Origin of the sequence: Actinopolymorpha pittospori (assembly GCF_014873875.1) — a bacterium.
In the GTDB taxonomy this organism is placed as follows: Bacteria; Actinomycetota; Actinomycetes; order Propionibacteriales; family Actinopolymorphaceae; genus Actinopolymorpha; species Actinopolymorpha pittospori.
Genome location: NZ_JADBEM010000001.1, coordinates 5,185,059 through 5,208,543 on the forward strand (window position 1 = coordinate 5,185,059; position 23,485 = coordinate 5,208,543).

The 23,485-nt window shown below is 69.6% G+C and carries 16 protein-coding genes; 6 read left to right on the top strand and 10 right to left on the bottom strand.

Annotated features, from left to right (window positions below):
• Nucleotides 1-5: 5 nt before the first annotated feature.
• The 4 genes from HEB94_RS24420 to HEB94_RS24435 form a co-directional block, all read right to left on the bottom strand.
• Entirely contained in the window at nt 6-929 is a 924-nt protein-coding gene (locus HEB94_RS24420) for a protein kinase family protein (protein WP_192752051.1), read from the bottom strand.
• A gap of 390 nt (nt 930-1,319) precedes the next feature.
• On the bottom strand, nt 1,320-4,466 hold the full coding sequence (locus HEB94_RS24425; protein ID WP_238361613.1) for a discoidin domain-containing protein: 3,147 nt from the start codon (nt 4,464-4,466) through the stop codon (nt 1,320-1,322).
• Nucleotides 4,463-5,668 carry an IS110 family RNA-guided transposase gene (locus tag HEB94_RS24430; protein ID WP_192752052.1) on the bottom strand — a complete coding sequence of 402 codons (1,206 nt, stop codon included), beginning with the start codon at nt 5,666-5,668 and terminating at the stop codon, nt 4,463-4,465. Before HEB94_RS24430 ends, HEB94_RS24425 begins: the two co-directional genes overlap by 4 nt.
• An 84-nt stretch (nt 5,669-5,752) precedes the next feature.
• Nucleotides 5,753-6,769, bottom strand: coding sequence for a hypothetical protein (locus HEB94_RS24435; protein WP_192752053.1), 1,017 nt, complete (start codon nt 6,767-6,769; stop codon nt 5,753-5,755).
• A 1,222-nt stretch (nt 6,770-7,991) separates the two neighbouring features.
• Here HEB94_RS24435 and HEB94_RS24440 point away from each other — a divergent pair.
• On the top strand, nt 7,992-9,665 hold the full coding sequence (locus tag HEB94_RS24440) for a DEAD/DEAH box helicase (protein WP_192752054.1): 1,674 nt from the start codon (nt 7,992-7,994) through the stop codon (nt 9,663-9,665).
• Nucleotides 9,666-9,728: 63 nt separating this feature from the next.
• Here the strand turns inward: HEB94_RS24440 and HEB94_RS24445 are convergent, their stop codons facing one another.
• Entirely contained in the window at nt 9,729-10,196 is a 468-nt protein-coding gene (locus tag HEB94_RS24445; protein ID WP_337917962.1) for a MarR family winged helix-turn-helix transcriptional regulator, read from the bottom strand.
• Between the two features lie 90 nt (nt 10,197-10,286).
• Here HEB94_RS24445 and HEB94_RS24450 point away from each other — a divergent pair, with 90 nt between their 5' ends.
• The 3 genes from HEB94_RS24450 (at nt 10,287) to HEB94_RS24460 (ending at nt 12,955) form a co-directional block, all read left to right on the top strand.
• Entirely contained in the window at nt 10,287-10,877 is a 591-nt protein-coding gene (locus HEB94_RS24450) for a MarR family winged helix-turn-helix transcriptional regulator (protein ID WP_337917963.1), read from the top strand.
• A 34-nt stretch (nt 10,878-10,911) separates the two neighbouring features.
• The gene (locus tag HEB94_RS24455; RefSeq protein WP_192752055.1) at nt 10,912-11,400 is read left to right on the top strand and encodes a MarR family winged helix-turn-helix transcriptional regulator; all 489 of its coding nucleotides are present in this window, start codon (nt 10,912-10,914) and stop codon (nt 11,398-11,400) included.
• A gap of 73 nt (nt 11,401-11,473) precedes the next feature.
• Nucleotides 11,474-12,955: an MFS transporter gene (locus HEB94_RS24460; protein WP_192752056.1), complete on the top strand. Its 1,482-nt coding sequence runs from the start codon at nt 11,474-11,476 to the stop codon at nt 12,953-12,955.
• Between the two features lie 21 nt (nt 12,956-12,976).
• Here HEB94_RS24460 and HEB94_RS24465 read toward each other — a convergent pair whose 3' ends face one another.
• The 4 genes from HEB94_RS24465 to HEB94_RS24480 all read right to left on the bottom strand — a co-directional run bounded on the left by HEB94_RS24465 (nt 12,977) and on the right by HEB94_RS24480 (nt 18,071).
• Nucleotides 12,977-14,206, bottom strand: a complete 1,230-nt coding sequence (locus HEB94_RS24465) for an IS110 family RNA-guided transposase (RefSeq protein WP_192752057.1) — start codon at nt 14,204-14,206, stop codon at nt 12,977-12,979.
• A gap of 255 nt (nt 14,207-14,461) precedes the next feature.
• Nucleotides 14,462-16,582, bottom strand: coding sequence for a xanthine dehydrogenase family protein molybdopterin-binding subunit (locus HEB94_RS24470; RefSeq protein WP_192752058.1), 2,121 nt, complete (start codon nt 16,580-16,582; stop codon nt 14,462-14,464).
• Nucleotides 16,579-17,571, bottom strand: coding sequence for an FAD binding domain-containing protein (locus HEB94_RS53705; RefSeq protein ID WP_192752059.1), 993 nt, complete (start codon nt 17,569-17,571; stop codon nt 16,579-16,581). Before HEB94_RS53705 ends, HEB94_RS24470 begins: the two co-directional genes overlap by 4 nt.
• Nucleotides 17,568-18,071 carry a 2Fe-2S iron-sulfur cluster-binding protein gene (locus HEB94_RS24480; RefSeq protein WP_192752060.1) on the bottom strand — a complete coding sequence of 168 codons (504 nt, stop codon included), beginning with the start codon at nt 18,069-18,071 and terminating at the stop codon, nt 17,568-17,570. The genes HEB94_RS53705 and HEB94_RS24480 overlap by 4 nt, the downstream gene beginning before the upstream one ends.
• A 339-nt stretch (nt 18,072-18,410) precedes the next feature.
• Here HEB94_RS24480 and HEB94_RS24485 point away from each other — a divergent pair, with 339 nt between their 5' ends.
• Both HEB94_RS24485 and HEB94_RS24490 read left to right on the top strand, forming a co-directional pair.
• A complete protein-coding gene (locus HEB94_RS24485; RefSeq protein WP_192752061.1) occupies nt 18,411-20,249 on the top strand; it encodes an ABC transporter ATP-binding protein in 1,839 nt (612 codons plus the stop codon).
• Nucleotides 20,242-22,017, top strand: a complete 1,776-nt coding sequence (locus HEB94_RS24490) for an ABC transporter ATP-binding protein (RefSeq protein ID WP_192752062.1) — start codon at nt 20,242-20,244, stop codon at nt 22,015-22,017. The genes HEB94_RS24485 and HEB94_RS24490 overlap by 8 nt, the downstream gene beginning before the upstream one ends.
• A gap of 45 nt (nt 22,018-22,062) precedes the next feature.
• Here HEB94_RS24490 and HEB94_RS24495 read toward each other — a convergent pair whose 3' ends face one another.
• Nucleotides 22,063-23,460 carry an HNH endonuclease signature motif containing protein gene (locus HEB94_RS24495; protein ID WP_192752063.1) on the bottom strand — a complete coding sequence of 466 codons (1,398 nt, stop codon included), beginning with the start codon at nt 23,458-23,460 and terminating at the stop codon, nt 22,063-22,065.
• Nucleotides 23,461-23,485: the final 25 nt, after the last annotated feature.

The window sequence follows — 23,485 nt, forward strand, 5'->3', positions numbered from 1 at the left end:
TGACCTCAGGCCCGGGTGCCGTCGGTGCCGTCGGTGCTGCGGGTGCTGTCGGTGCTGCGGGTGCTGTCGGCTCTGTCAACGCTGCCGGTGCTGTCCGTGCTGTCGACCTCGCGACGCATCAGTGCATGCAGAAGTTGACGGGTCGACGTCGCGAAGCTGTGGTTGTCATGGTGATGGGACCAGATGAGCTGCCACACGGTGGTGAACGCGTGGTTCGCCAGGAGGAAGGCGACGTCGGCGTCCTCCAACCCCCGCCCGTACCCGGACAGGAACGCCTCGCGCAGATCCGGGCGGGTGCGCCACGGGCCGAAGAAGAGTCGGGCGAGGTCGTTGACCCAGACCTCCGGCTTCGCCCATTCGAAGTCGATGATCGAGACCCGGTCGCCGACGACCAGCCAGTTGCGCGGACTGTAGTCGAGATGGCAGGGCACCAGGGCGGGAGCGGGGAGTTCCGCCAACGACCGAAGCTCACCGCGGGCGAAGTCGAGTTCACGCGCGTCGAGCAGGCCGTCCGCGCGAGCGGCCCAGCGTTCGAGCTCGGCCTGCTTGGCTGCCACGTAGTGGGGGTCCGGCGGCAACCCCTCCGCGGCGTGCAGCCGACGCAGCAGTACGCCGGCGCGATGGTGGACGTCGACGTCGACCCCCTGGAGCGGCGAGCCGGGTACGGCGGAGAACAGCAACATGCGCCGGTCGGTATCGTACGCGCGCAGGGTGGGGGCGTGCGGCTGGAGGGCGGGAACCCATCGCTGGTAGGCCGTGAGTTCCCGAAGGTGGTTGTCCTGGTGCTGGTGAGCCTTCGCGTACCACGTCGTGCCCTCGGCGTCACTGATCTCGAGCACGCAGGGGCCCCGATGCGGCCAACTGCGTTCGCCGACCGTACGACACGGACCGAGCACCTGCTCCGCGAATGCTTCCAGTTGAGTACGCACAACGATTCCTTCGCTGGGGTGGGTGGGACGCCGCCGAGGGCTGTCAGATCCGGGCCACCAGGGCTCCGGGCCATCAAGGGCTCCGGCTGTCAGGAAAGGTGGCCGGCCCAGGGCGCGACCGTGAGGTCGTAGGCGTTGCCGGGGGCGGCGACAGCCTGAGGAGAGAGGAGCCGCGGCGCCATGGAGATGCGCGGCGGAGATGTGCTCGGGTGTCGGTCCGAGCGGCGGCGATGCGCCCGGGAAACCGGCCGGGCGGCGACGACCACGACGGGTCGGATACTCGCCATCATGGCACGGGAGGATCCATCACGCCATTCCGGCCCCCGTCAGGCCGTGGCACGAGCACGACGGCCTGACGGGGGCCGGATGAAGCGGATCAGCGGACTGCGGTCAGGACCCGCCGGTGGTGAAGTTGGCGGTGAGCACCTGGTCGGCGGTCACCGTGAAGCTGTAGGTGCTCGCGGTCGAGACGACCTGGCCGTTCACCGTCCAGTTGACGAACGCGTGACCGGACGCCGGCCGCGCGGAGGCGGTGACCTCGCTGCCGAGCTCGTACCTGCCTCGCTCGGTCTCGTTGCCGGCAAGGGAGACCGAGCCGGCGCCCGCGAGTGACGCGGTGACACTCACCGAGCGCTGCACCATGTTGATGGCCATGATGTTGAGCAGCCGAGCGGGCCCGAGGAGCGTGGCGCCGTTGTAGCGGAGCACGTTCGTGGCGGTCACCGAGCCGTCGGTCACCGCGACGGTGTGTCCGTCCTCCCCGAGGTTGTCCGTGCCCAGGTTGAAAGCGGTCACCTCGCCGGACTCCACGACCAGGCCGTCGTGGAAACCGTAGGCGAAGGCGTCGAACACCGTGAGCCGACTCGCGCCGTCGACCGTGACGAGCTGGGACTGCTTGCGCATGTACTTGTCGATGACCTGCGGGAAGACGTTGCCCTCGTTCGCCCAGTTCGGTACGCCGTAGCCGACCCGCATCACGGCGTTTCCGTTGGACAGCAGGCCTTCGATCCGTCCGCGCTCACTCTCACCGACGGTCACCGCGTGGCGGAAGAACGCACCGGTGAGCTTGCGCACGACGAAGTTGTCGTTGCGGTTGGTGGCGAGGTCGACGCCGTTCCAGGCGTTCGGCATGCCGACGTTGACGACGTAGGTCGCCTCGCCGTTGCCCCGGATGGCGAACGGGTAGGGGACGAGGCCCTCCGGCGCGGCCGGGTTGTTCTCGGGGTAGAAGACCCGCAGGCCGCGAACGCCCGACCGGCGACCGTCCAGGGTGACCAGGGCCGTGGCGGTGTCTGCCTGCGCGGTGCCTCGACCTTCGTACGCCAGGAGCACCGTGCCGCCACTGCGTCCGTTCTGGTCCCGGTTGGGCACCGCTGAGGCGCCGCGGAGTTCGACGTTCGCCGGGACGCGCAGGTGACTCTCGACGCGGTACCAGCCGGCCGGCAGGTAGACGATGCCGCCGCCGTCGGAGCCGGCCCGGTCGAGCGCCTGCTGGATCCGTGCGGTGGCGTCCTGCGCGGGCAGGTAGCCGACTCCGCGCGGTGCGTTGTACGGCGCCTTGCTCACGTCGTACAGCATCGCTCGCTGCGGCGCGGGCAGGGGCAGCTGGATGTACGACGGTGGCCGACCCTGGAGGACGTGCACGATTCCCGCGGTACCGCCCGTCAGGGTCGTTCCGGTGACCTTGACGAACCCCTGCGAGCCGTTGTCAACGGCACGTTGACTTCCCTCGAACGAGCCGCCGGCCAACACGAGTCCCCAACGGGAGTCGAAGGACTCCACCCGAAGGGCGATGTCGGTACGCCGGATCTCGGTCTGCAGGAAACTGCCGGCGAAGCTGATCCGCTGACCGGGAACGATGTGGATGCCGATCTTGTAGTCGGAGGCCTTGAGCCGGTAGAGCTGTTCCCACTCGAGGTCGCCGAGGGCGAAGCCGGTGCCGTTGGCGCGGGTCCATGCATCGAGGGTCGCGCGCGCCGGGGCCTGGTAGGCGGCCGGCGCCTGCGCCCAGTAGTCATTGCTGAAGGTGATGTTCTCCCAGGTGCCGACGTCCGCGCCGTTGTAGGCGCGGGCTCCTTCGAGGAGCGCGGTTCCCTTGACGTTTCGGACGGTCGTGGACTCGTGCACCTGCCCGCCGCTCGGTGCCTCACCGCGGTCGTTCGCCATGGTGCTGACCCCGATGCCGCGGTAGGAGTTGAGCATCGTCACGTCGGAGATGGTGCTCATCATGTAGTTCTCGTTGCCGATCCAGGCGCCACCGGGGATTTCGAAGGTGTAGTTGTACGGAACCGGATCGCTGGCGCTCTGCCGCGGGTAGTAGGTGGTGACCCCCATGACGCCGGCGCTGCCGCCGATCCGGAAGAGCGTCGGACCGTCGTCACCGGAGGCCAGGTCGGCGACCACCACGGTGCCGTAGCTTCCCTTGCCGATGTCGGGGTCACGCCGGTCGCCCCGCAGGGTGCAGAACGCGAAGACCTCGAGGGTGTCGGTGACCCGGTAGGTGCCGGCCGGCATCCAGACGGTCCCGCCGCCGGCGTCGTAGCAGTCGTAGAGGGCCTGCTGGATGGCCCGGGTCGAGTCCTTGGCTCCGGTGCGGTCGGCGCCGTACGCCGTGACGTCGAAGTCGGCGACGACGCCGTCCTCGGTCGGGTGGACCGTGCGGACCAGGGTGGAGTTGGGCCGCACCTCAGGCCGGTCGCGCACCTGGAGTTCGTCGACTTCGAACGTCGTGCTCTGACCGGCGTACCCCTCGAGCGTGACCCGGACGAACCGGGCCGAGGTCGTCGCGAAGGGGGTGGTCATGGTCCGGTTGCCGCTGGGGGAGCCGGTGCGGCCGACCTCGGTGAACTTCGTACCGTCGGTGGAAAGCTGGACGGTGTAGTCGCTGGAGTATGCCGCACCCCACAGGACGCGGACTTCGTTGACCGGCTGGGCCTGGCCGAGATCGACCTGCAGCCACTCGCCGTTCCCTCCGCTGCCGCTCGTCCACGCCGTGGTCTGGTCGGAGTCGACGGCGAGTTCGGGTCCGGCGCCGGTCGCGGCGCTGCTCGCCGTCGCGGTGGCACCACGGGCGAGGTTGGTGTCGACGACGGAGGCGCGGAAGGCCGTCAGCACGTCGAACAGCGCGTGCGCCTGGGCCTTGATCTGCGTCTCGGTCGCGCCCGGGTCGTCGGCCACCGCCTGAGCGCGGTCGATCGCGGCCTGCAGGTCAGCCTTCGAGCCCGGCGGGAACTGGCCGTCCCGGTCACCCTCGTGGGCGGAACGGTGCGCACGGGCGGCTTCCTCGATCAGGGCGTTCAGTCCTTCCTTGGCGTCGAGGTGGGCCGCGACGACGGTGACGCGGACGGCGGCCACCTTGATCTCGACGTTGGATCCTCCGGTCGTCACCCGGAAGTCCGAGCCGTTGGAGCGGTTCGTCATCACCGCGTCATCGAGGGTGAACGTGTGGGTCTTCCAGGTGCCGGAGTCGCCGTAGCGGACGGGCTCGGTGTTCTTGAACATGTCGGCGAGCTGGCCGCTGTCTAATGCTTCTGTCAAGCCGCGGCGGCGGTTCGAGTGTGGCCGGCCTGGTAGGGCTTGCGCGTGCGCAGGATGGCATGCAGCACGGCTACCCGTCGTCTGGCGAGGGCGATGAGGGCCTGTTGGTGTCGTTTGCCCTCGGCTCGTTTTCGCGAGTAGTAGGCCTTGCTGACCGGGTCGACTTGGATGGCGCAGAACGCCGACCGGTAGAAGATGTGCTTGAGGGTTCTCGCGCCGCCGGAAGCTCGGCGGAGGTAGTGCATCTTGCCGGACTGCTGCAGAACCGGGGCGAGCCCGGACGCGGCCGCAAGCGCGTCGGCGCTCGGGAATCGAGCCAGGTCGCCGGCCTCAGCCAGGAATTCGGCCGTGAGGGTGGCCCCCATGCCCGGCAGGCTGAGGACGAGGGCCGCATCAGGGTGGCGGTCGAGGACGTCGCTGATCTCAGCCTCCACAGCACTGATGCGTCCTCGCGCGGTGATGGCGTCGACGGCGAACTCGCGCAAGAACTGCGCGGTCCTGGCTTCGCCAGGTACTTCCGCTCTCTGCCGCTGGGCGGCGTCGACTGCCGCGGTGGCGATGCGGGCGGCTCGGTCGCTGCGGACTCCGGCGCGACGAAGGTAGGTGAGGATGCGAGCGCGGCCGGCGCGCCGGATCTGTGCCGGTGTGGCGTAGCGGGCCAGCAGGTGCAGCTCTGCGAGGTTGGTCAGGTCGAGGGCTGCCTCGAGGCCAGGGAAGATGCCGGCGAGCATGTCGTGAGCACGGTTGATTCGACGCGTCTGTTCGGCAACCAGATCGCGTCGCCGCGCCACCAGCAGGCCGAGATCGACGGTCAGGTCGTCCTCACCGATGACCGGGCGCCAGTCGTTGCGCAGGCGCAGCTGGTCGGCGATCACCCGCGCGTCGCGAGGGTCGGACTTGTGCTCGCCGCCACGGGTGGCGTGACGGGCGCGGTTCACGGCCAGGCCGGGGACGTGCACCAAGCGGCGCTCGGCGTCGAGCAGCATCGCGGTGATCAGCCCTGCGATCCCGCCCAGCACGTCGATTCCGACCGTGACCGGGCCGTGTTCGTCGGCGATGCGGGCGAGCTCGGTGAGGAACTCGGCGATCGCCTCGGGGTCGTTGTCGACCCGCCGCGAGATCAATTCCTTCCCTGTTTCGACGACAACCACTGCGACCCAGTGGAACTCCTTGGCGATGTCTATGCCCGCCACAACCCTCACGGCGTCTCCAGTTCCTTGATGTCCTCTGGTGTGCGGCGACCCTGCTCCGCCGTCAACGCCCTACATAGCGATGGTCCGCAGCGCCTAATCAGCAGTCAGAACAAGGTGGCGGGATCGGCGGCAGAGCGGCCTGAGCCATCCGGCGGCAGCCTGATGAGGGCCATACCGATCCCGCCCGCACGCCCCGATCATTCCGGACGACCGGAGGCACCCAAAGAAGGTAGGGCCTGGTGAGTCGTACTGCAGCCCGAGACCCCCGTTGCCGGCGTCGAAGTAGTCGACGCTCACGAGCACGGTGTTCCTGGTGTCGTAGGCATAGGTGTCGGCGACGTTCATGTAGAAGTAGAGCGTGGCGGGAGAGGGCGCCGCGCGGTTGGTCTGCCAGTAGCCCCGCCCGCTCTGCTCTCCGGTGACCAGCCCCTCGGCCCGGTCTCCTGCCCGCGCGGCGATGTTGTGCGCCACGGGAGTCGGCCCGAGTTCGACGCTCGCCCCCGCGGAGCCGACCCGGATCTTCGACACCGTGACGTCCACGACGCCCTCGGCGGAGGTTCCGGACACGCTGATGTCGGGGTCGTGCAGGCGGTCGCCGAACGCCACGTCGGAGAGGAGGAACACGCCTGTCCTCCACTGCCCACTGTTGGTGAGCGGGACGTCGGTGGCGGCGGTCTCCGGGTCGTCGGTCGCGTCGTAGTGAAGCGAGAGGGCGCCGCTTCCGCTGTCGAGATAGGTGACCGCGACGGTGACGTCCTTCGTCGTGAGCTGGTCGACGTAGTCGTCGTCGAGGTCGAAGGCGAGATAGTCGGTGCCGGCGGCGTGGTTGGTCTGCCAGTACGGACGCCCCTGCGTCGAACCGGTCTGCAGGCCCGCCGGGTCGGGTCCGGCGCTGGGCGACATCCCGAGCGTGGTGGGTGTGGGGCCAAGGTCGGCACCGACACCGCTCGGGTAGATGACCGGACCCGCCGACGCGGACGCGTCCGACGTCACGGGGGCACTCGCCTCCGGCGTCGCGGCCGCGGGCACGGACATGAGGGTCGTCGCGAGCAGCGAGAGCAGAACGCCGCCGAGCAGCGAACCACGGCGGACCAGTGCGCCTACGGGCATGCGCGACCTCCGTTGCAGGGGATGCCGGTGTGACCGACGAGACCGAGGAACCACGGGGGACTGCGGGGAACTGCCGAACGCTGCCCAACATTTACACTGCGTCTCCCCCGAATGCGAGCAAACAGCAGCAATCGGTCGCGGCCGGACGTCTGGTGGCGACCGACCGCTGGTACGCCGGGTGTCGGCGGCCACACGTCCGCCTTGCGACGGCGTCGGCTGGGTCGCGCTCCGCCTACGGTGCGTAGCGACGCCGTGGGTGCAGTGGGTCCGTCTCGTCCACGGACAATCCGGGCCGCCCAGGGAAAGCCGCTCGGTGAGCCGTCTCCGGCCGCCTTTCCTCGGCTGGTGTGAATCCGGTCTCCCGTCGGGAAAAGCCGGCATCGCGATCAGAGTGCGTCAGAGCCGACCGCCGAAGTGAGTGAAGCGAGTGAGGTGCGAAGGAGGTGCCGAACGTTGCTGCAAATTTGCCAATGAGCGGAAGGAGTCGAAAGGTGATCCGCGCCGATGTCGACTGCCAATGCGTGCCGGGCGTATCCGACTGCCCGAGCCGAGCCCGGCCCCTGAACGGTTTCCGGAGAATCGACCGCGCGGCCGTCCTGGGGAGTCGGCCTGGTCGGGGTCGGCGTGGCCGGTCGGATCGTCGGCGCCGTGGGTGCCCGGAAGGGAGGCTCGACCGGCCTTGTCTGCTTGGTGTTCTGGCCTCGACGCGACAATCGCGCTGGATTGGCTGATTCGACGGACAACCGTCGCGCGATAGGTGATCATTAAGCTCTACAAAATTCCCTGCAACGGATGAACTAGGGGGCTTACCCGGGTGTAGAGCACCGGTGACCTTGGACGGTCGCCACGAGTTTCTCTTCTGTATTGGTGGCTGGCCGCCGCTGTCCGGAGACGGGCTGTGGTCGGCTCGTCGCGAACGGACGTGCATATTCATCCCTGGCTAGCTCACGGTTGGGCGGGCGGCCGAGAAGGTCGTTCAAACGCGGTTCGACTCCGCGGCCAGGGTCTACTTCTCGAGTTCTGACCTACTCTGTACTCGGGCATTGCGGAGATTTCCGCTGCCCACATATGCGTCCAACTCCCGCCCGCGTCAGCCTCTGGTCACCGTCGGTTGCGTAGGCTCGAGGCGAGGTCGCTCGGACGGTCGGAGTGGGCACCCGGCAGCATGAGCACGTTGTCGACGTGACTCCGGCGCGCCCGCGCCGGAACGAGGAGCCTGCGCATGACCGCGAACGAGACCGAGAACACGACCAGCTTTGCCGACCTGGGGCTCCGCCCCGAACTCCTGGCGGCGCTGGCGAACCTCGGTTACGAGGAACCGACGCCCATCCAGCGGGAGGCCATCGGGCCGATCCTGGGCCGCCGCGATCTGCTCGGACAGGCGGCGACGGGCACCGGCAAGACCGCGGCGTTCGCGCTCCCGATCCTGCAGCGGATGACGGCCCGACGTGAGGAGCCGCAGCCGACCGCACTGGTCCTCGTTCCGACCCGTGAACTCGCCATGCAGGTGTCGGAGGCGTTCCATCGCTACGGCCGCGAACTCGGCGTGCGGGTCGTGCCGATCTACGGCGGCCAGCCGATCGGCAGGCAGCTACGCTCGCTCGACGGGGGCGTCGACGTGGTGGTCGCGACGCCCGGACGCGCACTCGACCACATCGGTCGGGGGACCCTCCACCTGGACAAGCTGGAGACGGTCGTCCTCGACGAGGCGGACGAGATGCTCGACATGGGCTTCGCCGAGGACATCGAGACGATCCTGCAGGAGACCCCGCAGGATCGGCAGACCGTCCTCTTCTCGGCGACGATGCCGCCGCGCATCGGAGGGATGGTCCGCCGGCACCTGACGGATCCGGTGAAGATCGAGATCGAACGGCGCGCGCCCGAACCCGGCGAGGCCCCCCTCGTCCGCCAGGCCGCCTACGTCATCCCGCGGGCACACAAGGCCGCGGCACTGGGGCGGATCCTCGACGTCGAGGCGCCCACGGCGGCCCTGGTCTTCTGCCGTACCCGCGACGAGGTCGACCAGCTCGCCGAGTCCCTGAACGGCCGCGGCTACCGCGCCGAGGCCCTCCACGGCGGGATGACCCAGGAACAGCGTGACCGGGTGATGGGACGGATCCGAGGTGGCACGACCGACCTGCTCGTCGCCACCGACGTCGCGGCGCGCGGACTCGACATCGAGCACCTGAGCCATGTCGTCAACTACGACGTGCCCTCCGCGCCCGAGTCCTACGTCCACCGAATCGGCCGGGTGGGTCGGGCCGGACGCGAGGGCGTGGCGATCACGCTCGCCGCGCCGCGCGAGCACCGGATGCTCAAGACGATCGAACGCGTGACCGGTCGCAAGATCACGGTCGAGAAGATGCCGACGGTCGCCGATCTGCGGGCCCGACGCCTGGAGCTCACCCGAGCCGCGCTGCACGAGAGCCTGCTCGAGGACGACCTGGAGCACTTCCGGGTGGTGGTGGAGACGCTCACCGACGAGTTCGACGTGATGGAGGTCGCGCTCGCCGCGGTCAAGCTGGCACACGAGGCGACCGGCGGTCCGATCGACCAGGAGCAGGAGATCCCCGACGTCGAGCCGATCCCGGAGCGGGAGAGCCGGGAGCGGCGTCCCGCCGGTGGGCGGGGTGGGGGTCGGGCCCGTACGCCGGGCGTGGGTATGACCCGTCTCTTCGTCGGTCTCGGTCGCCGCGGCGGTGTTCGGCCACAGGACCTGGTGGGTGCGATCGCCAACGAGTCGAGCCTGCGCGGACGGCAGATCGGCGCGATCGAGATCGCGGACAGCTTCTCCCTGGTCGAAGTCCCGGAGTCCGCCGCCCAGGAGGTGATCAGCGCGCTCCGGGGGAGCACGGTGAAGGGCCGGAAGGTGACCGTCCGCAGGGAACGGCGCTAGCCCCGGTCGCGGCCGGCAGGACGCGCGGCGCACATGCGGCTGGGTCCGCCCGGCCGCGGCCTGTCAGGAACGAATTGACGGGACAGCGGGTCCGGCGAGGTTGTGGGCCATCCGGGCGAGGATCCGGATGGTCTGGGCGTACTCCTCCTCCGACACCCCCTCGCACAGCAGGGCGCGCACCGTGTCGACCTCAGCCGCCACCGCCGCGTGGGCTGCCCCACCGGTCGGCGTCAACGAGTAGAGCCCGTCGGCGTCCTGCGCGATCCAGCCGCGTCGGACCAGGTCGACCAGGACCTCCTCGACAGTGACGGCGCCCTCGCCCCAGAAGGGCACCAGGGCGTCGACCACCACCTGCCTGTTCACCGCCGGTCCCTGCGCCACGGCGCGTTTCGTGGTGGCGAGCACCTGCCAGTGCCGGCGGACCAGGCCCTGCCCGGCCAACGCCTGCTCGAACCTTCGCTCGACCAGCCGGTCGAGGTGTTTGAGCCAGTAGCCGATGGGCTTGTCGGCGGGCACGTCCAACGTGTTCACGGGACTAGACTGTGCCCGCGCAGAGATAGATGTCAACAGACATGTAGATGTGAGACGGCAGCTGGATGGCGTCGATGGGAGGGGAGCGGCGTGGGCGACGAACCCGGTGAGGCGGAGTGGCTGGCCGCGGTCGAGCGCGCGATCGTGACGGCTCGCCGGAGCATGAGTCGACGCGCGCTGGCGAGGTTGGCCGAACGGCGGCCGGGGCCCGGCCGGCGGGCACGCCGCGACGAGGGTCAGGGCGCGGTCGGTGACGCCGCGTTCGCGGTCCTGGACGCGGTGGAGGCGGCCGAGCGGGCGGGCACTCCCGCCAGCGTGTCGAGCCTGGCCGCGGCACTCGACGTCGACCAGCCCCGGGCGAGCAAACTCGTCGCGGGCGCGGTGGAGGCGGGTCTGGTGCGCCGGCAGGCCGACCAGGCCGACGGCCGGCGCGCGTTCCTGGTCCGGACCCGGGCCGGTCGGACCCTGACCGAGCGGGTGCACCGCTTTCGCCAGTCGGTGTTCTCGGCGGCGATGGAGGACTGGACGCCCCGCGAGCGGGCGGAGTTCGCGCGCCTGCTGACCCGTTTCGTCGACTCCCTCGCGGAGTTGTCCGCTGACGCTCCGTCGGATCCTGGAGTGACGTCGCGGGAGCGGCGGCGCCCGACCCCCGGCCCGCCAGATGGTTCCGCTGGTAGATAATCCATTACTTGACCTATTCGCTAGGCTGGCCCGTATGACCATGAGCGTGCCCACCAGGTCCGTTGCCGACCTCTCCTTCCTGCTGACCCACACGGGTCACGTGCTGCAGACGCGGATGACGGCGGCGTTCGCCGATCTGGGGATCACGCCGCGCGACTACTGTGTGCTCTTCCACGCCCTGGAGCAGGAGCGCACCCAGATCGAGCTCGCCCAGATCTCCGACCTGGACAAGACCACGATGGTCGTCACGGTCGACGAACTGGAGAAGGCGGGTTTCGCCGAACGTCGCCCTTCCAGTGTCGACCGGCGCGCCCGGATCATCGCGGTGACCGAGGCGGGTGAGCAGGTGGTCGCCGAGGGGGCGAAGATCGCGGACCGCGTGCACCGCGAGGCGCTCGAGGCGCTCCCGAAGACCCAGCGGGAGGTCCTCGTCGCATCCCTGACCCGACTCGCGGATGATCATCTCGCCACCCCCGTGGAGTGTGAGCGCCCGGTCCGGCGTACCCGTCAGCGCCGAAGTTAGATCCGAAAGAAATCGTCTACAACAAAACCATCTGCTACGGTCTCTCCTGTTGTCCATCGACAGGAGTCGACTGATGTCCCACGACGCACGTCCCGTGCACGAGCAGCCCACCCGCTCACCCTGGTTGGCGCTGGCGATCCTCTGCGCGGGAATGCTGATGATCATCCTCGACGGCAGTATCGTCACCGTGGCGTTGCCGTCGATCCGCGACGACCTCGGCTTCTCGGCCTCGAGCCTCACCTGGATCCTGAACGCCTACCTGATCGCCTTCGGCGGACTGCTCCTGCTGGCCGGCCGGCTGGGTGACCTGATCGGCCGCAAGCGTACGTTCGTCGCCGGCCTTGGCCTGTTCACCGCCGCCTCGCTGCTGTGCGGTGTCTCCACCAACCAGGAGATGCTGATCGCGGCGCGCTTCGTCCAGGGCCTCGGTGGGGCGGCGGTCTCGGCGGTGAGCCTCGGCATGATCGTCACCTTGTTCCCCGGTCCGCGCGAGCGGGGCAAGGCGATCGGTGCCTTCAGCTTCGTCGGCGCCTCCGGTGCCTCCATCGGACAGGTGCTCGGCGGCGTACTCACCCAGGCGTTCAGCTGGCACTGGATCTTCTTCATCAACCTGCCGATCGGGATCGCCGCGATGCTGCTGGCCGTTCGGGTGCTCCGATCCGATCGCGGGCTCGGCCTGCGGGCGGGAGCGGACGTGCCGGGAGCCGTCCTCGTCACCGCCGGCCTGATGCTCGGGGTCTACACGATCGTGGAGTCCAGCCGGTACGGATGGGGATCGCCGCACACCCTCGGGTTCGGACTCCTCGCCGTGGCGCTGCTGGTGGCGTTCGTCGTACGGCAGGCGAAGGTGGCCGAGCCGCTGCTGCCGCTGCGCGTGCTTCGTTCCCGCAACGTCGCGGGCGCCAACCTCATCCAACTGCTGGCGATCTCCGCGATGTTCGGGTTCCAGATCATGGTCGCGCTGTACCTGCAGAACGTCGTCGGCTACGGTCCCGCGGCCACCGGCCTCGCCATGCTCCCGGCCGCGGTGATGATCGGGACCATCTCCCTCGTCCTCTCGGCGCGGCTGAACGCCCGCTTCGGCGAACGCCGGGTGCTCCTCGCCGGCCTCGCGTTGCTGGTGGTCGCGTTGGGCCTGCTCGCCAGGCTGCCGGTGCACGCCGACTACGTCACCCACCTACTGCCCACGATGCTCCTCGCGGGCGGTGGCGGGCTGGTGCTGTCCGCGCTCACCGTGCTCGGCATGTCCGGAGCGGGTCCCGAGGACGCCGGTGTCGTGTCGGGTCTGTTCAACACCGGGCAGCAGGTCGGCGGCGCACTCGGGGTCGCGGTCCTGTCGACGCTCGCGACCGCGCGCGCCGGTCACCTGCTCGCCGACGGACAGAACGCGGCCGCGGCGACCACCAGTGGGTTCCACCTGGCGTTCGGCGTCGGAGCGGGCCTGCTCGCCGTGGGCTTCCTTCTCGCCCTCCTGGTGCTACGGCAGCCGGCAGCGTCGGCACCGGAGCAGGAGCAGGAGCCGCGGCCGGAGGTCGTTCCCGTCAACGTCGGCTAGACATCCCACGTTCGTAAGGTGTCAAGCGGCTTGGTGATCGGTTTGGTTGGTGGGGGGCCAGGCGGTCGTTTCGTTGTAGGGGGTGTGGTGGCGTAGGCAGCCGTGGAGGATGCCGACGAGTCGGTTGGCGAGTGTGCGTAGGGCTTGGTGGTGGGTGGCGCCGCGGGCTCGGTGGGTGTCGTAGTAGGCGCGTGCTCCTGGCGAGGCGCCCAAGGCGGCGAAGGCTTGCTGGTAGAGCGCATCAGCGAGTCGGCGGTTGCGGGCGTGTCGGGCCAAGACGACGCGTTTCTTGCCGGAGGCTTTGGTGACCGGCGCCATGCCGGAGTAGTTCTTGCGGGCGCGGGCGTCGGTGTAGCGGTCTGGGTCGTCTCCGAACTCGGCGAGCACCCGGGCACCAAGCGTCATGCCGAGCCCTGGCTGGCTCAGGTAGATCTCAGCGTCCGGGTGCCGACCAAAACCCGCCTCCACCTCACCCTCCAGGGTCTGGATCTGGCGGGACAGTTCGCTGATCACCGCGACCAGGGCGGCCACGCTGGCCGCGTAGGCGTCGACGACACCCTCCCGGGCGGGTAGCTGTTGGGCGGCCAGCGCGGTCACGATCGTCTCCGCGGTGCCGGGCAGGTTACGTTTGCGCCCGGCCCGGGCCAGCACCTGCGCCACCCGCTTCTGGGTCAACCGGGCCCCCTTGGCGGGGGTCGGCGCGAGGGTGAGCACGGCGAGTGCGTCACGGCTCGCCAGGTCGTCGAAGGCGGCCAGAGCGCCGGGGTAGAACTCGCGCAACGTGGAGCGCAGCGTGTTGGTCTGCCGCTGCCGAGACCACACCAGCGACTGGTGCGCCCGGGCCACCACCTTGACGTGCTCGGCCAGCGCGGAGTCCCCGGCCACGGGGCGATGGTGGGCACGGTCCAGCCGGACCAGCTCGGCCAGCACATGCGCATCCCCGGCATCGCTCTTGGCGCCGGAGACTGCGTGTCGTTCCCGGTAGCGGGCGGCCTGCAACGGGTTGACCGCATAGACGGTGTAGCCGGCCGCGATCAACGCCTGCACCCACGGGCCCCGATCAGTCTCGATCCCCACCACCACATCTACCGGCTCACCCTGATCGGGTAGATGATCAGCGACCAGCCCGTGCAACACGGCGATCCCGGCCACCCCTTCCGGCACCCGCCGCCGCACCAACCTTCGCCCACCCTCATCCACGATCTCGATGTCGTGATGGGACTCCGCCCAGTCATCACCCACGAACAACACCAGCCAGGCCTCCCTACACCCTCCTCGACAACACCACACGAGCCTGCGAGGAGACCCAGGCGACCTAATGGACCAGTGCTCACCGGCACGACATCCCACCAGCCCTACCGCTCCCCGACCACCAGCACGGGGCACGATCTAGCCATAGGTCTCAAACACAAGACCAGGGCGCGTAAGTGCTCACCGGCCAGCGGCTCAGACACCAGACTGGCAAAACCACCCGGTGCACTCCCATTAGGGTGCGTCTCCCACACCCTAGGGCCGGTCTCGTCCGTCCCGCCGGACGCACGTGTCGGTCATCAGTTTGTCGGGAGTGAGCGGCAGGTCGCGACGCCGGATACCGGTGGCATGGTAGATGGCGTTCGCGACCGCCGCGGCCGTTCCGCTGATGCCGACCTCCCCGATCCCCTTGGCCCCCATCGGGTTGACGTAGGGATCGTCCTCCTCGACCCAGATCGCGTCCACGTCGCCGATGTCGGCGTTCGCGGCGATGTGGTACGTCGCGAAGTCGTGGTTGACGATGTGCCCGAAACGGGGGTCGAGGACGCTGTCCTCGTACAGAGCCATCGAGATCCCCATGGTCATGCCGCCGATGAGCTGCGAGCGTGCCGTTCGTGGGTTGAGGATTCTCCCGGCCGCGAACACACCCAGCATCCGGTCCACCCGGACCTCGCCGGTGCCAGGGTGGACCCTCACCTGTGCGAACTGGGCGCCGAAGGTGTCCATGGCGTACTTCGCGAGGTTGGGGTTCTGGGGCATGTCCACGGTGACGTCCGCGCCGGTCTCCGGGCGGTCGCCGTACTTGGTCCGGAACGCCTCCGCGGCGGCCACGATCGTCGACCCCCACGAGCTGGTGCCTGACGACCCGCCCGCGACCGATCCGGGCGGCAGTTCGCTGTCACCGATGCGCAGGTTGACCCCTTCGAGCGGAACCTCGAGCGCGTCGGCGGCGATCTGGGCCAACACGGTCCACGCGCCGGTACCGATGTCGGCGGCGGCGATCGAGACGTCGTACCGCCCGTCCGCACCCAGTCCGATCGACGCGGCGGAGCCGGGCAGCAGGTGCACCGGATACCTCGAGCTGGCGACGCCGGTGCCGACCAGCCAGTCGCCGTGCCACCGGACCGCCGGCGTGGGGTCGCGCCCTTCCCACTCGAAACGGCGCGCGCCCTCCCGCAGGCAGGCGAGGAGGTTCCGGCTCGACCACGGACGCCCGGTCTGCGGGTCCACCTCGGGCTCGTTGCGGATCCGCAGCTCGACCGGGTCCAGCCCGCATCGAAGGGCGAGCTCGTCCATCGCCACCTCGAACGCGTACATTCCCGGCGTCACACCGGGCGCGCGCATCCAGGCCGGCACCGGAAGGTCGAGGGCGGCCAGCCGGTGACTCGTGCGCCGGTTGGGCGAGGCGTACATCATCCGGGTCGGTGTCGCGGTCTGTTCGGCGAACTCCTTGACCTTCGCGGTCAGCTCCACGACGTCGTGCACGATCGCGGTGAGGTGTCCGTCGCTGTCCGCGCCGAGACGGATCCGCTGGATGGTGGGGGTCCGGTAGCCGAGGAAGGAGAACATCTGCTGGCGGGTGGCGGCGAACTTCACCGGCCTGCCCCGCGCGACCTTCGCGGCCAGCCCGACGAGCACGTTGTGCGGATGGGGACTGCCCTTGGAGCCGAACCCGCCACCGACGTACGGCGAGATGACCCGCACCTTCGCCGGGTCGACGCCGAACACCTCCGCCAGCGCGGTGCGCACCCGGGACGGGCCCTGGGTCGAGTCGTACATCGTCAGCCCGTCGTCGGTCCACTGCGCGATGGAGGCGTGTGGCTCCATCGGGTTGTTGTGCTCGAACGGGGTCGAGTAGGTCTCGTCCAGCGTGACCGCGGCCGAACGCAGCGCCTCCTCGACGTCGCCCTGGTCGGTGTCCGGTGCGTACCCGGCGTTGAGCACCTTGGGTGTGTAGAGGTCGTCCCGGTCGACCCGCAGCTCGACGTCGTGCGGCTGCTCGGCGTACTCCACCCGGACCAGCTCCGCGCCATGGCGGGCGATCTCGGATGTCTCCGCGAGGACGGCGCCGACGATCTCACCGCGGTAGGAGACCTCCTCCGACTGGAGCACCCACAGCTCGCTGTCCGCGTCCGAGGCCAGCCGGGGCGCGTTCTCATGGGTGAGGACGGTCACCACTCCGTCGAGGGCGGTGGCGGCGGAAGCGTCGACCGCGATGATCCGTCCGCGCGCGATGGTGGCCTGGACCGGATACACGTACAGCGGATCGAGGACCGGGAACTCATAGGCGTACGGCGCTGTCCCGGTCACCTTCGCCCTGCCCTCGACGCGGGACAGCGACCGGCCCATCTCGCGGGCCTGGACTGGTGTGGTCATCGTCCCTCCTGCTCGGCGAGTTCGTGGAGAACGGAGATCACCGTGTTGCGCGCCATCGGCACCTTGAACGCGTTACCGGCCAGGGGCCGCGCGGCGGCGAGTTCGGCGTCGGCGGCGCGGCGGAAGGTCTCCGTCGTGGCCGGAGCGCCACGCAGCACCTCCTCGGCCCGGCTCGCCCGCCAGGGCCGGTGTGCGACGCCGCCGAAGGCCAGCCGCGCCTCGCGGACCGTACCGTCCGCGACGTCGAGAGCCGCCGCCACCGACACCAGGGCGAACGCGTACGACGCGCGGTCACGCACCTTGCGATAGGTCGAATGGGCGGCGACCGGAAGCTCCGGCAGATCGACCGCGACGATGAGGTCGCCATGGCCGAGCACGGTGTCGCGCTCCGGCTCCTCGCCTGGCAACCGATAGAAGTCCGTCAGCGCGATGGTCCGTTCGCCGTCCACACCCAGGACGACGACGCGCGCGTCGAACGCCGTCATCGCGACCGCCATGTCGGAGGGATGCGTCGCCACACAGTGCTCCGAGGCGCCGAGGATGGCGTGGTCACGGTTGTAACCGTCGATCGCCGAACAGCCGGAGCCGGGTTCGCGCTTGTTGCACGGAGTGGTGACGTCCTGGAAGTAGACGCAGCGCGTGCGCTGCAGCAGGTTGCCCCCCGTCGTCGCGAGGTTGCGCAGCTGTGCCGAGGCGCCCGCGAGCAGCGCCCTGGACAGCGCCGGATAGCAGGCGCGGACGGTCGGGTGGATCGCCAGGTCGGTGTTGCGGACCGCGGCGCCGATCCGGAGTCCGCCGTCGGGGCGTTGCTCGACGTGGTCGAAGGGAAGTCTGCTCACGTCGACGAGCAGGTCCGGACGTGCGACCCCGAGCTTCATGTGGTCGACCAGGTTGGTGCCGGCGCCGAGGAACCGTGCGCCAGGGTGGGCCGAGACCGTGGCCACCGCGCTCGCGGCGTCCGTCGCGCGCACGTACTCGAACGGGTTCACCGGGCCACCTCACGAACCGCGGCGACGATGTTGACGTAGGCGCCGCACCGGCACAGGTTGCCGCTCATGCGTTCCCGGATCTCCTCGTCGTCCAGCTTGATCGAGCCGATCAGGTCCTTCGTGACGTGGCTGGGGTGGTTCGCGTGGACCTCCTCCAGCATTCCGACCGCGGAACAGACCTGGCCCGGCGTGCAGTACCCACACTGGAAGCCGTCGTGCTCGACGAACGACTGCTGCATCGGGTGGAGCTCCGCGCCGTCGGCCAGGCCGTCGGCGGTCGTGATCTCCGCACCGTCGTAGGCGACCGCGAGGGCGAGGCAGGTGACCGCGCGACGACCGTCCAGCAGCACGGTGCAGGCGCCACACTGGCCGTGGTCGCACCCCTTCTTGGGAGAGGTCACCCCCAGCCGGTCCCGGAGTGCGTCCAGCAACGTGGTGCGGGTGTCGACGGTCAGTGCGCGCGGCTGCCCGTCCACCCGGAGTTCGATCTGCGCGTCCATCCCTGCTCCCCTCACGGCCGACGCCCGACCCGGCCTGGCACCGGTGGCGTGGCGGCCGCGAGTGGCCAGACCGACTCCTTGCAGCCTAGCCACGGTCACGCTCGTGCCCGGTTCGTGCGCTGCGTGCCCGAAGGGATGATGTAGGACCGGCTGTGCGCATTCTCCTGACCCACCGGACCACCGATCCGCCCCGATCGCGCCGCCCGGGGCCGGTCTGGCCAAGATCGGCAACGGCTGGCGGGGGACTTTTGGGGGAGGCCGGACTTCACTACTGTCGCCCCGCTGTGCGGTGCCGTCGCGGCCGCGGGGGTACGACGGGGGCACGGGGAAGGACCGGCGATGAAGCGTCGCATGGGTCGGTGGAGAGCTCTGCTCGTCCTGCTGTGGCGGGCCGGACGCTGGCAGGCGGTCGTCGTCGGTGTTCTCGCGATCGTGCAGGGACTCCTGCCGACCGGCCTGATCCTCGCCACCGGCGAGTTGGTGGCCGCGGTTCCCGACGCCGTACGCCAGGGCCTGGACTCGGCGGCCGGTGACCGTGCCCTGTGGGCGCTCGGGCTGGTCGGCGGCGCGTTCGTCGCTGGCGCGATCCTGCAGGCGATCACGTCGTACCAGGTCTCGGTGCTCGACAACCGCTATGCGGAAGCTCTGCACGACGCTGTGGCGAGGGCGACCCTGGGCACACCGGGAATCGCGCCGCTGGAGGACCCGCGGATCGCGAACGAGATCGCCGCCCTGGAAGAAGTCGAGCGGGTGGACAACTTCCTGGAGACGGTCGCCAACCTCCGCCAGGTCGTGCAGGAACGCGCGACCGGGATCGGTGCCTTTCTCATCCTGCTCTCCTTCGCGTGGTGGGCGCCGTTCGTGTTGTACATCGGCTGGCGGGCCGTGATCGTGATGGTCACCCGGCTCGTCGAGCACGGCGTCGAACTCGGCTTCAGCCTCGGCGCGGCGGGTGAGATGCGACGCTCCCGCTACCTGCGCGGACTCGCGGTCGAGTCGGCCGCGGCCAAGGAGATCCGCGTGTTCGGGTTGGCCGACTGGGTCACCGGGAGCTACGCGCACAGTTGGCTCACGTCGATGCGACGGATCTGGCGGGGCCGGTTCAACGACGGGCTTCGCACCATCGGCGCGGTCGCGGTGCTCGCGGTGGCGCACGTGGTCGTGCTGGGCGTACTCGGCTGGGAGGCCGCTCGCGGCACCCTCTCGGTCGCCCAGGTGGTGGTGTTCGTCCAGGCCGTGCTCGCCACCGAGTCGCTCGGCTGGGTGGGCGATCCGCAGTGGGCGACAAGCCGTGCGGCCGTCGTGGCGGGTCAGGTGGTGGACCTCGAACGACGGCTCGCGGCCGCTCCGTCGGCTGGACCGGCCCGCGCCGCGGTCGACGGGCCGTCCGGTCCGGTTGCCGTTCGCCTCGAGAACCTCAGCTTCACCTATCGCGGCCGTGCCCAGCCGACCCTGTCCGGACTGGATCTGGAGATACCGCCCGGACAGTCGCTCGCCATCGTGGGTGAGAACGGCGTCGGCAAGACCACGTTGATCAAACTGCTCTGCGGCCTCTACGACCCGGACGCGGGTGCCGTCCGCATCGACGGCGCATCACCCCAACAGGACCGCAGCCGGATCGGGGTGATCTTCCAGGAGTTCGTGCGCTACGAACTGCCGCTCCGCGAGAACGTCGGCTTCGGCAACCTCTCCTTGACAGGTGAGGAGGAGGTGCTGCGCAGGGCGCTGGCCGACGCTGGTGGGGCCGACCTGCTCGCGACGATGCCCCTGGGCTGGGACACCGTGTTGGCGCGCGGTTACGAAGGCGGCCGCGACCTGTCCGGAGGCCAGTGGCAGAAGGTCGCGCTGGCGCGGGCACTGACCGCGATCCGTGGCGGAGCGGGCCTGCTGATCCTCGACGAACCGACCGCCAACCTCGACGTGCGCGCGGAGACCGAACTGTTCGACCGGTTCCTCGAGCTCACGAGGGACACGACCACCATCCTCGTCTCGCACCGGTTGGCGAGCGTCCGGCACGCGGACCGCATCGTCGTCATCGACGACGGCCGAATCGTCGAGGACGGCACTCACGACGAACTCCGTGCACTCGGCGGCCGATACGACCGCATGTTCGGGCTGCAGGCGCAGCGGTTCGCGGCCGAGGCGGCCGGGACGGGAGGGGGTGAGGCCGATGCGTGAGCAGTGGCGGGGATTCCGGCTGCTGGTGTCGACGGCCGTCCGGACCGATCCGTGGCGGACCTTCGGGCTGGTGCTCGAGCCGATCGGTCGGCTGGCCTGGCCACTGGCCGGACTGTGGCTGTCGTTCCTGACCGACGGCGTACTCCAGGATCGTGGCAACCTCATCGTGGCCGGCATCATCGGGCTCCTCGCCGGCGTCGTGGGCAACTGGGGGATCAGCCTGTGCGGCAACATGATGCGGATCACGCTGTCGGAGAAGGTGGGTTTCGCGTTCGACCGTGAGATCACCCGGCTCACCGCGGACCTGCCGGGTCTGGACCACCACGAGCGTGCCGACTACCAGGATCGCCTCGAACTGCTCCGGCAGAGCCAGGGCGCCCTCGGCGGGGCGATGAACAGCCTGATCAACTCCGTCGCGAACGTCGTGGGCGGGGCGGGCGTCATCGTGATGCTGGTGGTCGTTCATCCGCTGCTGTTGGTCCTCGTGTTGTTCGCGCTGCCGGCGATCCCGGTGGCACGCCTGGAGCAGCGGTGGAACAAGCAGGCCGAGGAGGAGTCGGCCACCCCGAGCCGGCAGGCCCGGCACCTGCGCCGGCTGGCGTACGACCGCGGCGCCGGCATGGAGATCCGGGTCTTCGGCCTGCAGGAGGAGTTGCGGGCGCGCTCCCGCGAGGCCTGGCGGACGGCTCGCCGCCCGGCGGTGCGGGCCGCGTGGCGGCGGGACCTGGCGCACGGCATCCAGGAGATCGTCTACGCGTTGGCGTTCGTCGCCGCGATCGGTTTCGTCCTGTGGCGGGCGACGCGCGGGCAGTCGAGCGTGGGCGAGGTGGTGATGGCCGTCTACACCTGCGCGCGTGTCCAGCAGGTCGTCTGGGCCATCCACGGCGTTGCCCGGTTGGGCCAGTCGCTGCGCGCGGCAGGCCGGATGCTGTGGCTGCGCGACTACGCCGCGACGGCCGACGCGAGGCGCTCCGGACGAGCGCCGGAGCAGAGCATCGCCGACGGGATCGTGTTCGAGAACGTCTCCTTCCGCTATCCGGGAACCGAACGCTGGATCCTTCGTGGGATGTCGCTCCACATCCCGGCGGGTGGGGTCGTCGCGCTGGTGGGGGAGAACGGCGCCGGGAAGTCCACGCTGGTGAAGCTACTGGCGCGGATGTACGAACCGACCGAGGGACGCATCCTGGTCGACGGTGTCGACCTGGCCGAACTCGACGTGGACGCTTGGCGGGAACGCCTCTCGGCCGCGTTCCAGGACTTCGCGAAGTTCGAGTTGGTCGCGCAACAGACGGTCGGCGTCGGCGACCTCTCCCGGCTGGACGACGAAGCCGCCGTCACCGCGGCGTTGGACCGCGCCGGCGCGGCCGATGTCGTACCGAAGCTGCCACAGGGCGTGGCTTCCCAGCTGGGTTCGAGCTGGGAGGACGGCGTCGACCTGTCGACCGGGCAGTGGCAGAAGCTCGCGTTGGGGCGGGCACTGATGCGGGAGGCTCCCCTGGTCGTCTTCTTCGACGAGCCGACCGCATCGCTGGACGCTCCGACCGAGCACGCGTTGTTCGAGCGGTACACCGAGGCGTCCCGGGCCGGCGCGGCCCGCGGCATGATCACCGTGCTGGTGTCGCACCGATTCTCGACCGTTCGGTCGGCGGATCTCATCCTGGTGATCGACGACGGACGGATCGCCGAGCTGGGAAGTCACGCCGAGCTCATGGAGATCGACGGACTCTATGCCGAGCTGTACACCCTCCAGGCCAGGTCCTACGCGTGACGCTGGGGTGCGGGTTGGTTGGTTCGCTGCGAGGGCGGGCGAGCCTCAGCGGATGGTGGTCCGGTCGGTGTGTCGGATGACGTTCTGGTAGGGGTCTACCCAGGGTGGTGGGATGTATTCGGGGTGGCCGTCGCTGATGCGGACGGTCCAGCCTTGGGTGTGGATGACGGTGTGGTGGTGTTGGCACAGGAGCACGCCGTTGTTGAGGTCGGTTGCTCCTCCGTCTACCCAGTGCTTGATGTGATGCGCTTCGGTCCACTTCTCTGGTCGTCTGCAGTCGGGGAAGTGGCAGAAGTAGCCGTCGCGTTCGGCCAATGCGTGTCGTTGGGAGTAGGTGAACAGCCGGGTGCCTCGTCCGAGGTCGAGGACGGCGCCGTCTCCACCGAGCACGACGGGGATGATCTCCGCATCACAGGCCAGTTGCCGCACCAGGGTGGCTGACAGCGGCGGCCCGGTGATCCGGTAGCCGATCACCGCGTGTCTCCCGCTCCCGTCCTCGTCGCTGTGGGTCTTCACGTGCAGGTGCGCGGGGCCGGAGTCGGTGAGCACGGAGTTGAGGGTGCCGTAGCCGAGCCGGGCCACGAGGTCGGCCAGGGACATTGTCAGCGTGAGGCGCGGCCTGATGCTGCTGCGGGTGGGTGCGCTGGCTGCTGCCTGGGCCAGGGCGAGGAGTTCGGCGAAGGCGTCTGCATAGCGGCGTTCGCTGCTGCGAAGATCTGGCCCGTCAGGGCCGGTGGGACGCGGGCGGGCGAGTGGGTCGAGGAGCGCTTGCAGGATTGCGAGGGTGGGGACGTCGAGGCGCATGAACATGGTGCCCATCCCGTCGCGGACCGGGCCGAAGCTGAGGGTGCGGTTCTCTCGGGCGTGGCATTCCTGTTCTTCCAGTTGCTTGCCGATCCGGCGTTCGGCGTCCTCGGGTGCGATCACTTCGTAGAGGTGTTTGCCGGCCTTGTCCAAGTCATCGGTGTCGAGGGCCTGAGCACTGTCCGGGAGGAAGGCTTGCGCTTCCGCCTTCACGGCGGCGTCGACGTCGTTGGGCAACCGTCGGATCGCACGTTCGATCACCTGCGCCTGGCCTAGCGAAATCTCGCCGTCAGAGAGGGCTTCGCCCGTGGCGCGGAGCGTCTGGTCCAACGCCTTCGCGAGCCGAACTGACACCGACGCCTCACGCCGGCCCATCCGCGTCACCTGCTGCACCCAGCCCGCCGTGTTCGCGGCACCGGTCAGCTTCCTGACCTCGTTCAGCTCGGCTTGCCGCGTCAACGACAACCGCAGCGACGCGAGCCTCGCCTCGCAGACAGCGACCTGCCGTAGCGCCGACTCGTACTCGCCCAGCGGCAACGACAGTGTCGGGCACTCGATCGCACCATCGATCTGCTCACCAACACCAGCAAGCCAACGCATCAACGGATGCGCCAAGCCTTCCCCGGTGTCAATGTCCATGACCAAACCGTAGACCCGACCACCG

Coding starts and splice junctions, on each gene's coding strand:
- HEB94_RS24435 (WP_192752053.1), bottom strand. CDS start 6,769: ATGCCCGTAGGCGCACTGGTCCGCCGTGGTTCGCTGCTCGGCGGCGTT.
- HEB94_RS24440 (WP_192752054.1), top strand. CDS start 7,992: ATGACCGCGAACGAGACCGAGAACACGACCAGCTTTGCCGACCTGGGG.
- HEB94_RS24455 (WP_192752055.1), top strand. CDS start 10,912: ATGACCATGAGCGTGCCCACCAGGTCCGTTGCCGACCTCTCCTTCCTG.
- HEB94_RS24460 (WP_192752056.1), top strand. CDS start 11,474: ATGTCCCACGACGCACGTCCCGTGCACGAGCAGCCCACCCGCTCACCC.
- HEB94_RS24470 (WP_192752058.1), bottom strand. CDS start 16,582: ATGACCACACCAGTCCAGGCCCGCGAGATGGGCCGGTCGCTGTCCCGC.
- HEB94_RS24480 (WP_192752060.1), bottom strand. CDS start 18,071: ATGGACGCGCAGATCGAACTCCGGGTGGACGGGCAGCCGCGCGCACTG.
- HEB94_RS24485 (WP_192752061.1), top strand. CDS start 18,411: ATGAAGCGTCGCATGGGTCGGTGGAGAGCTCTGCTCGTCCTGCTGTGG.
- HEB94_RS24490 (WP_192752062.1), top strand. CDS start 20,242: ATGCGTGAGCAGTGGCGGGGATTCCGGCTGCTGGTGTCGACGGCCGTC.
- HEB94_RS24495 (WP_192752063.1), bottom strand. CDS start 23,460: ATGGACATTGACACCGGGGAAGGCTTGGCGCATCCGTTGATGCGTTGG.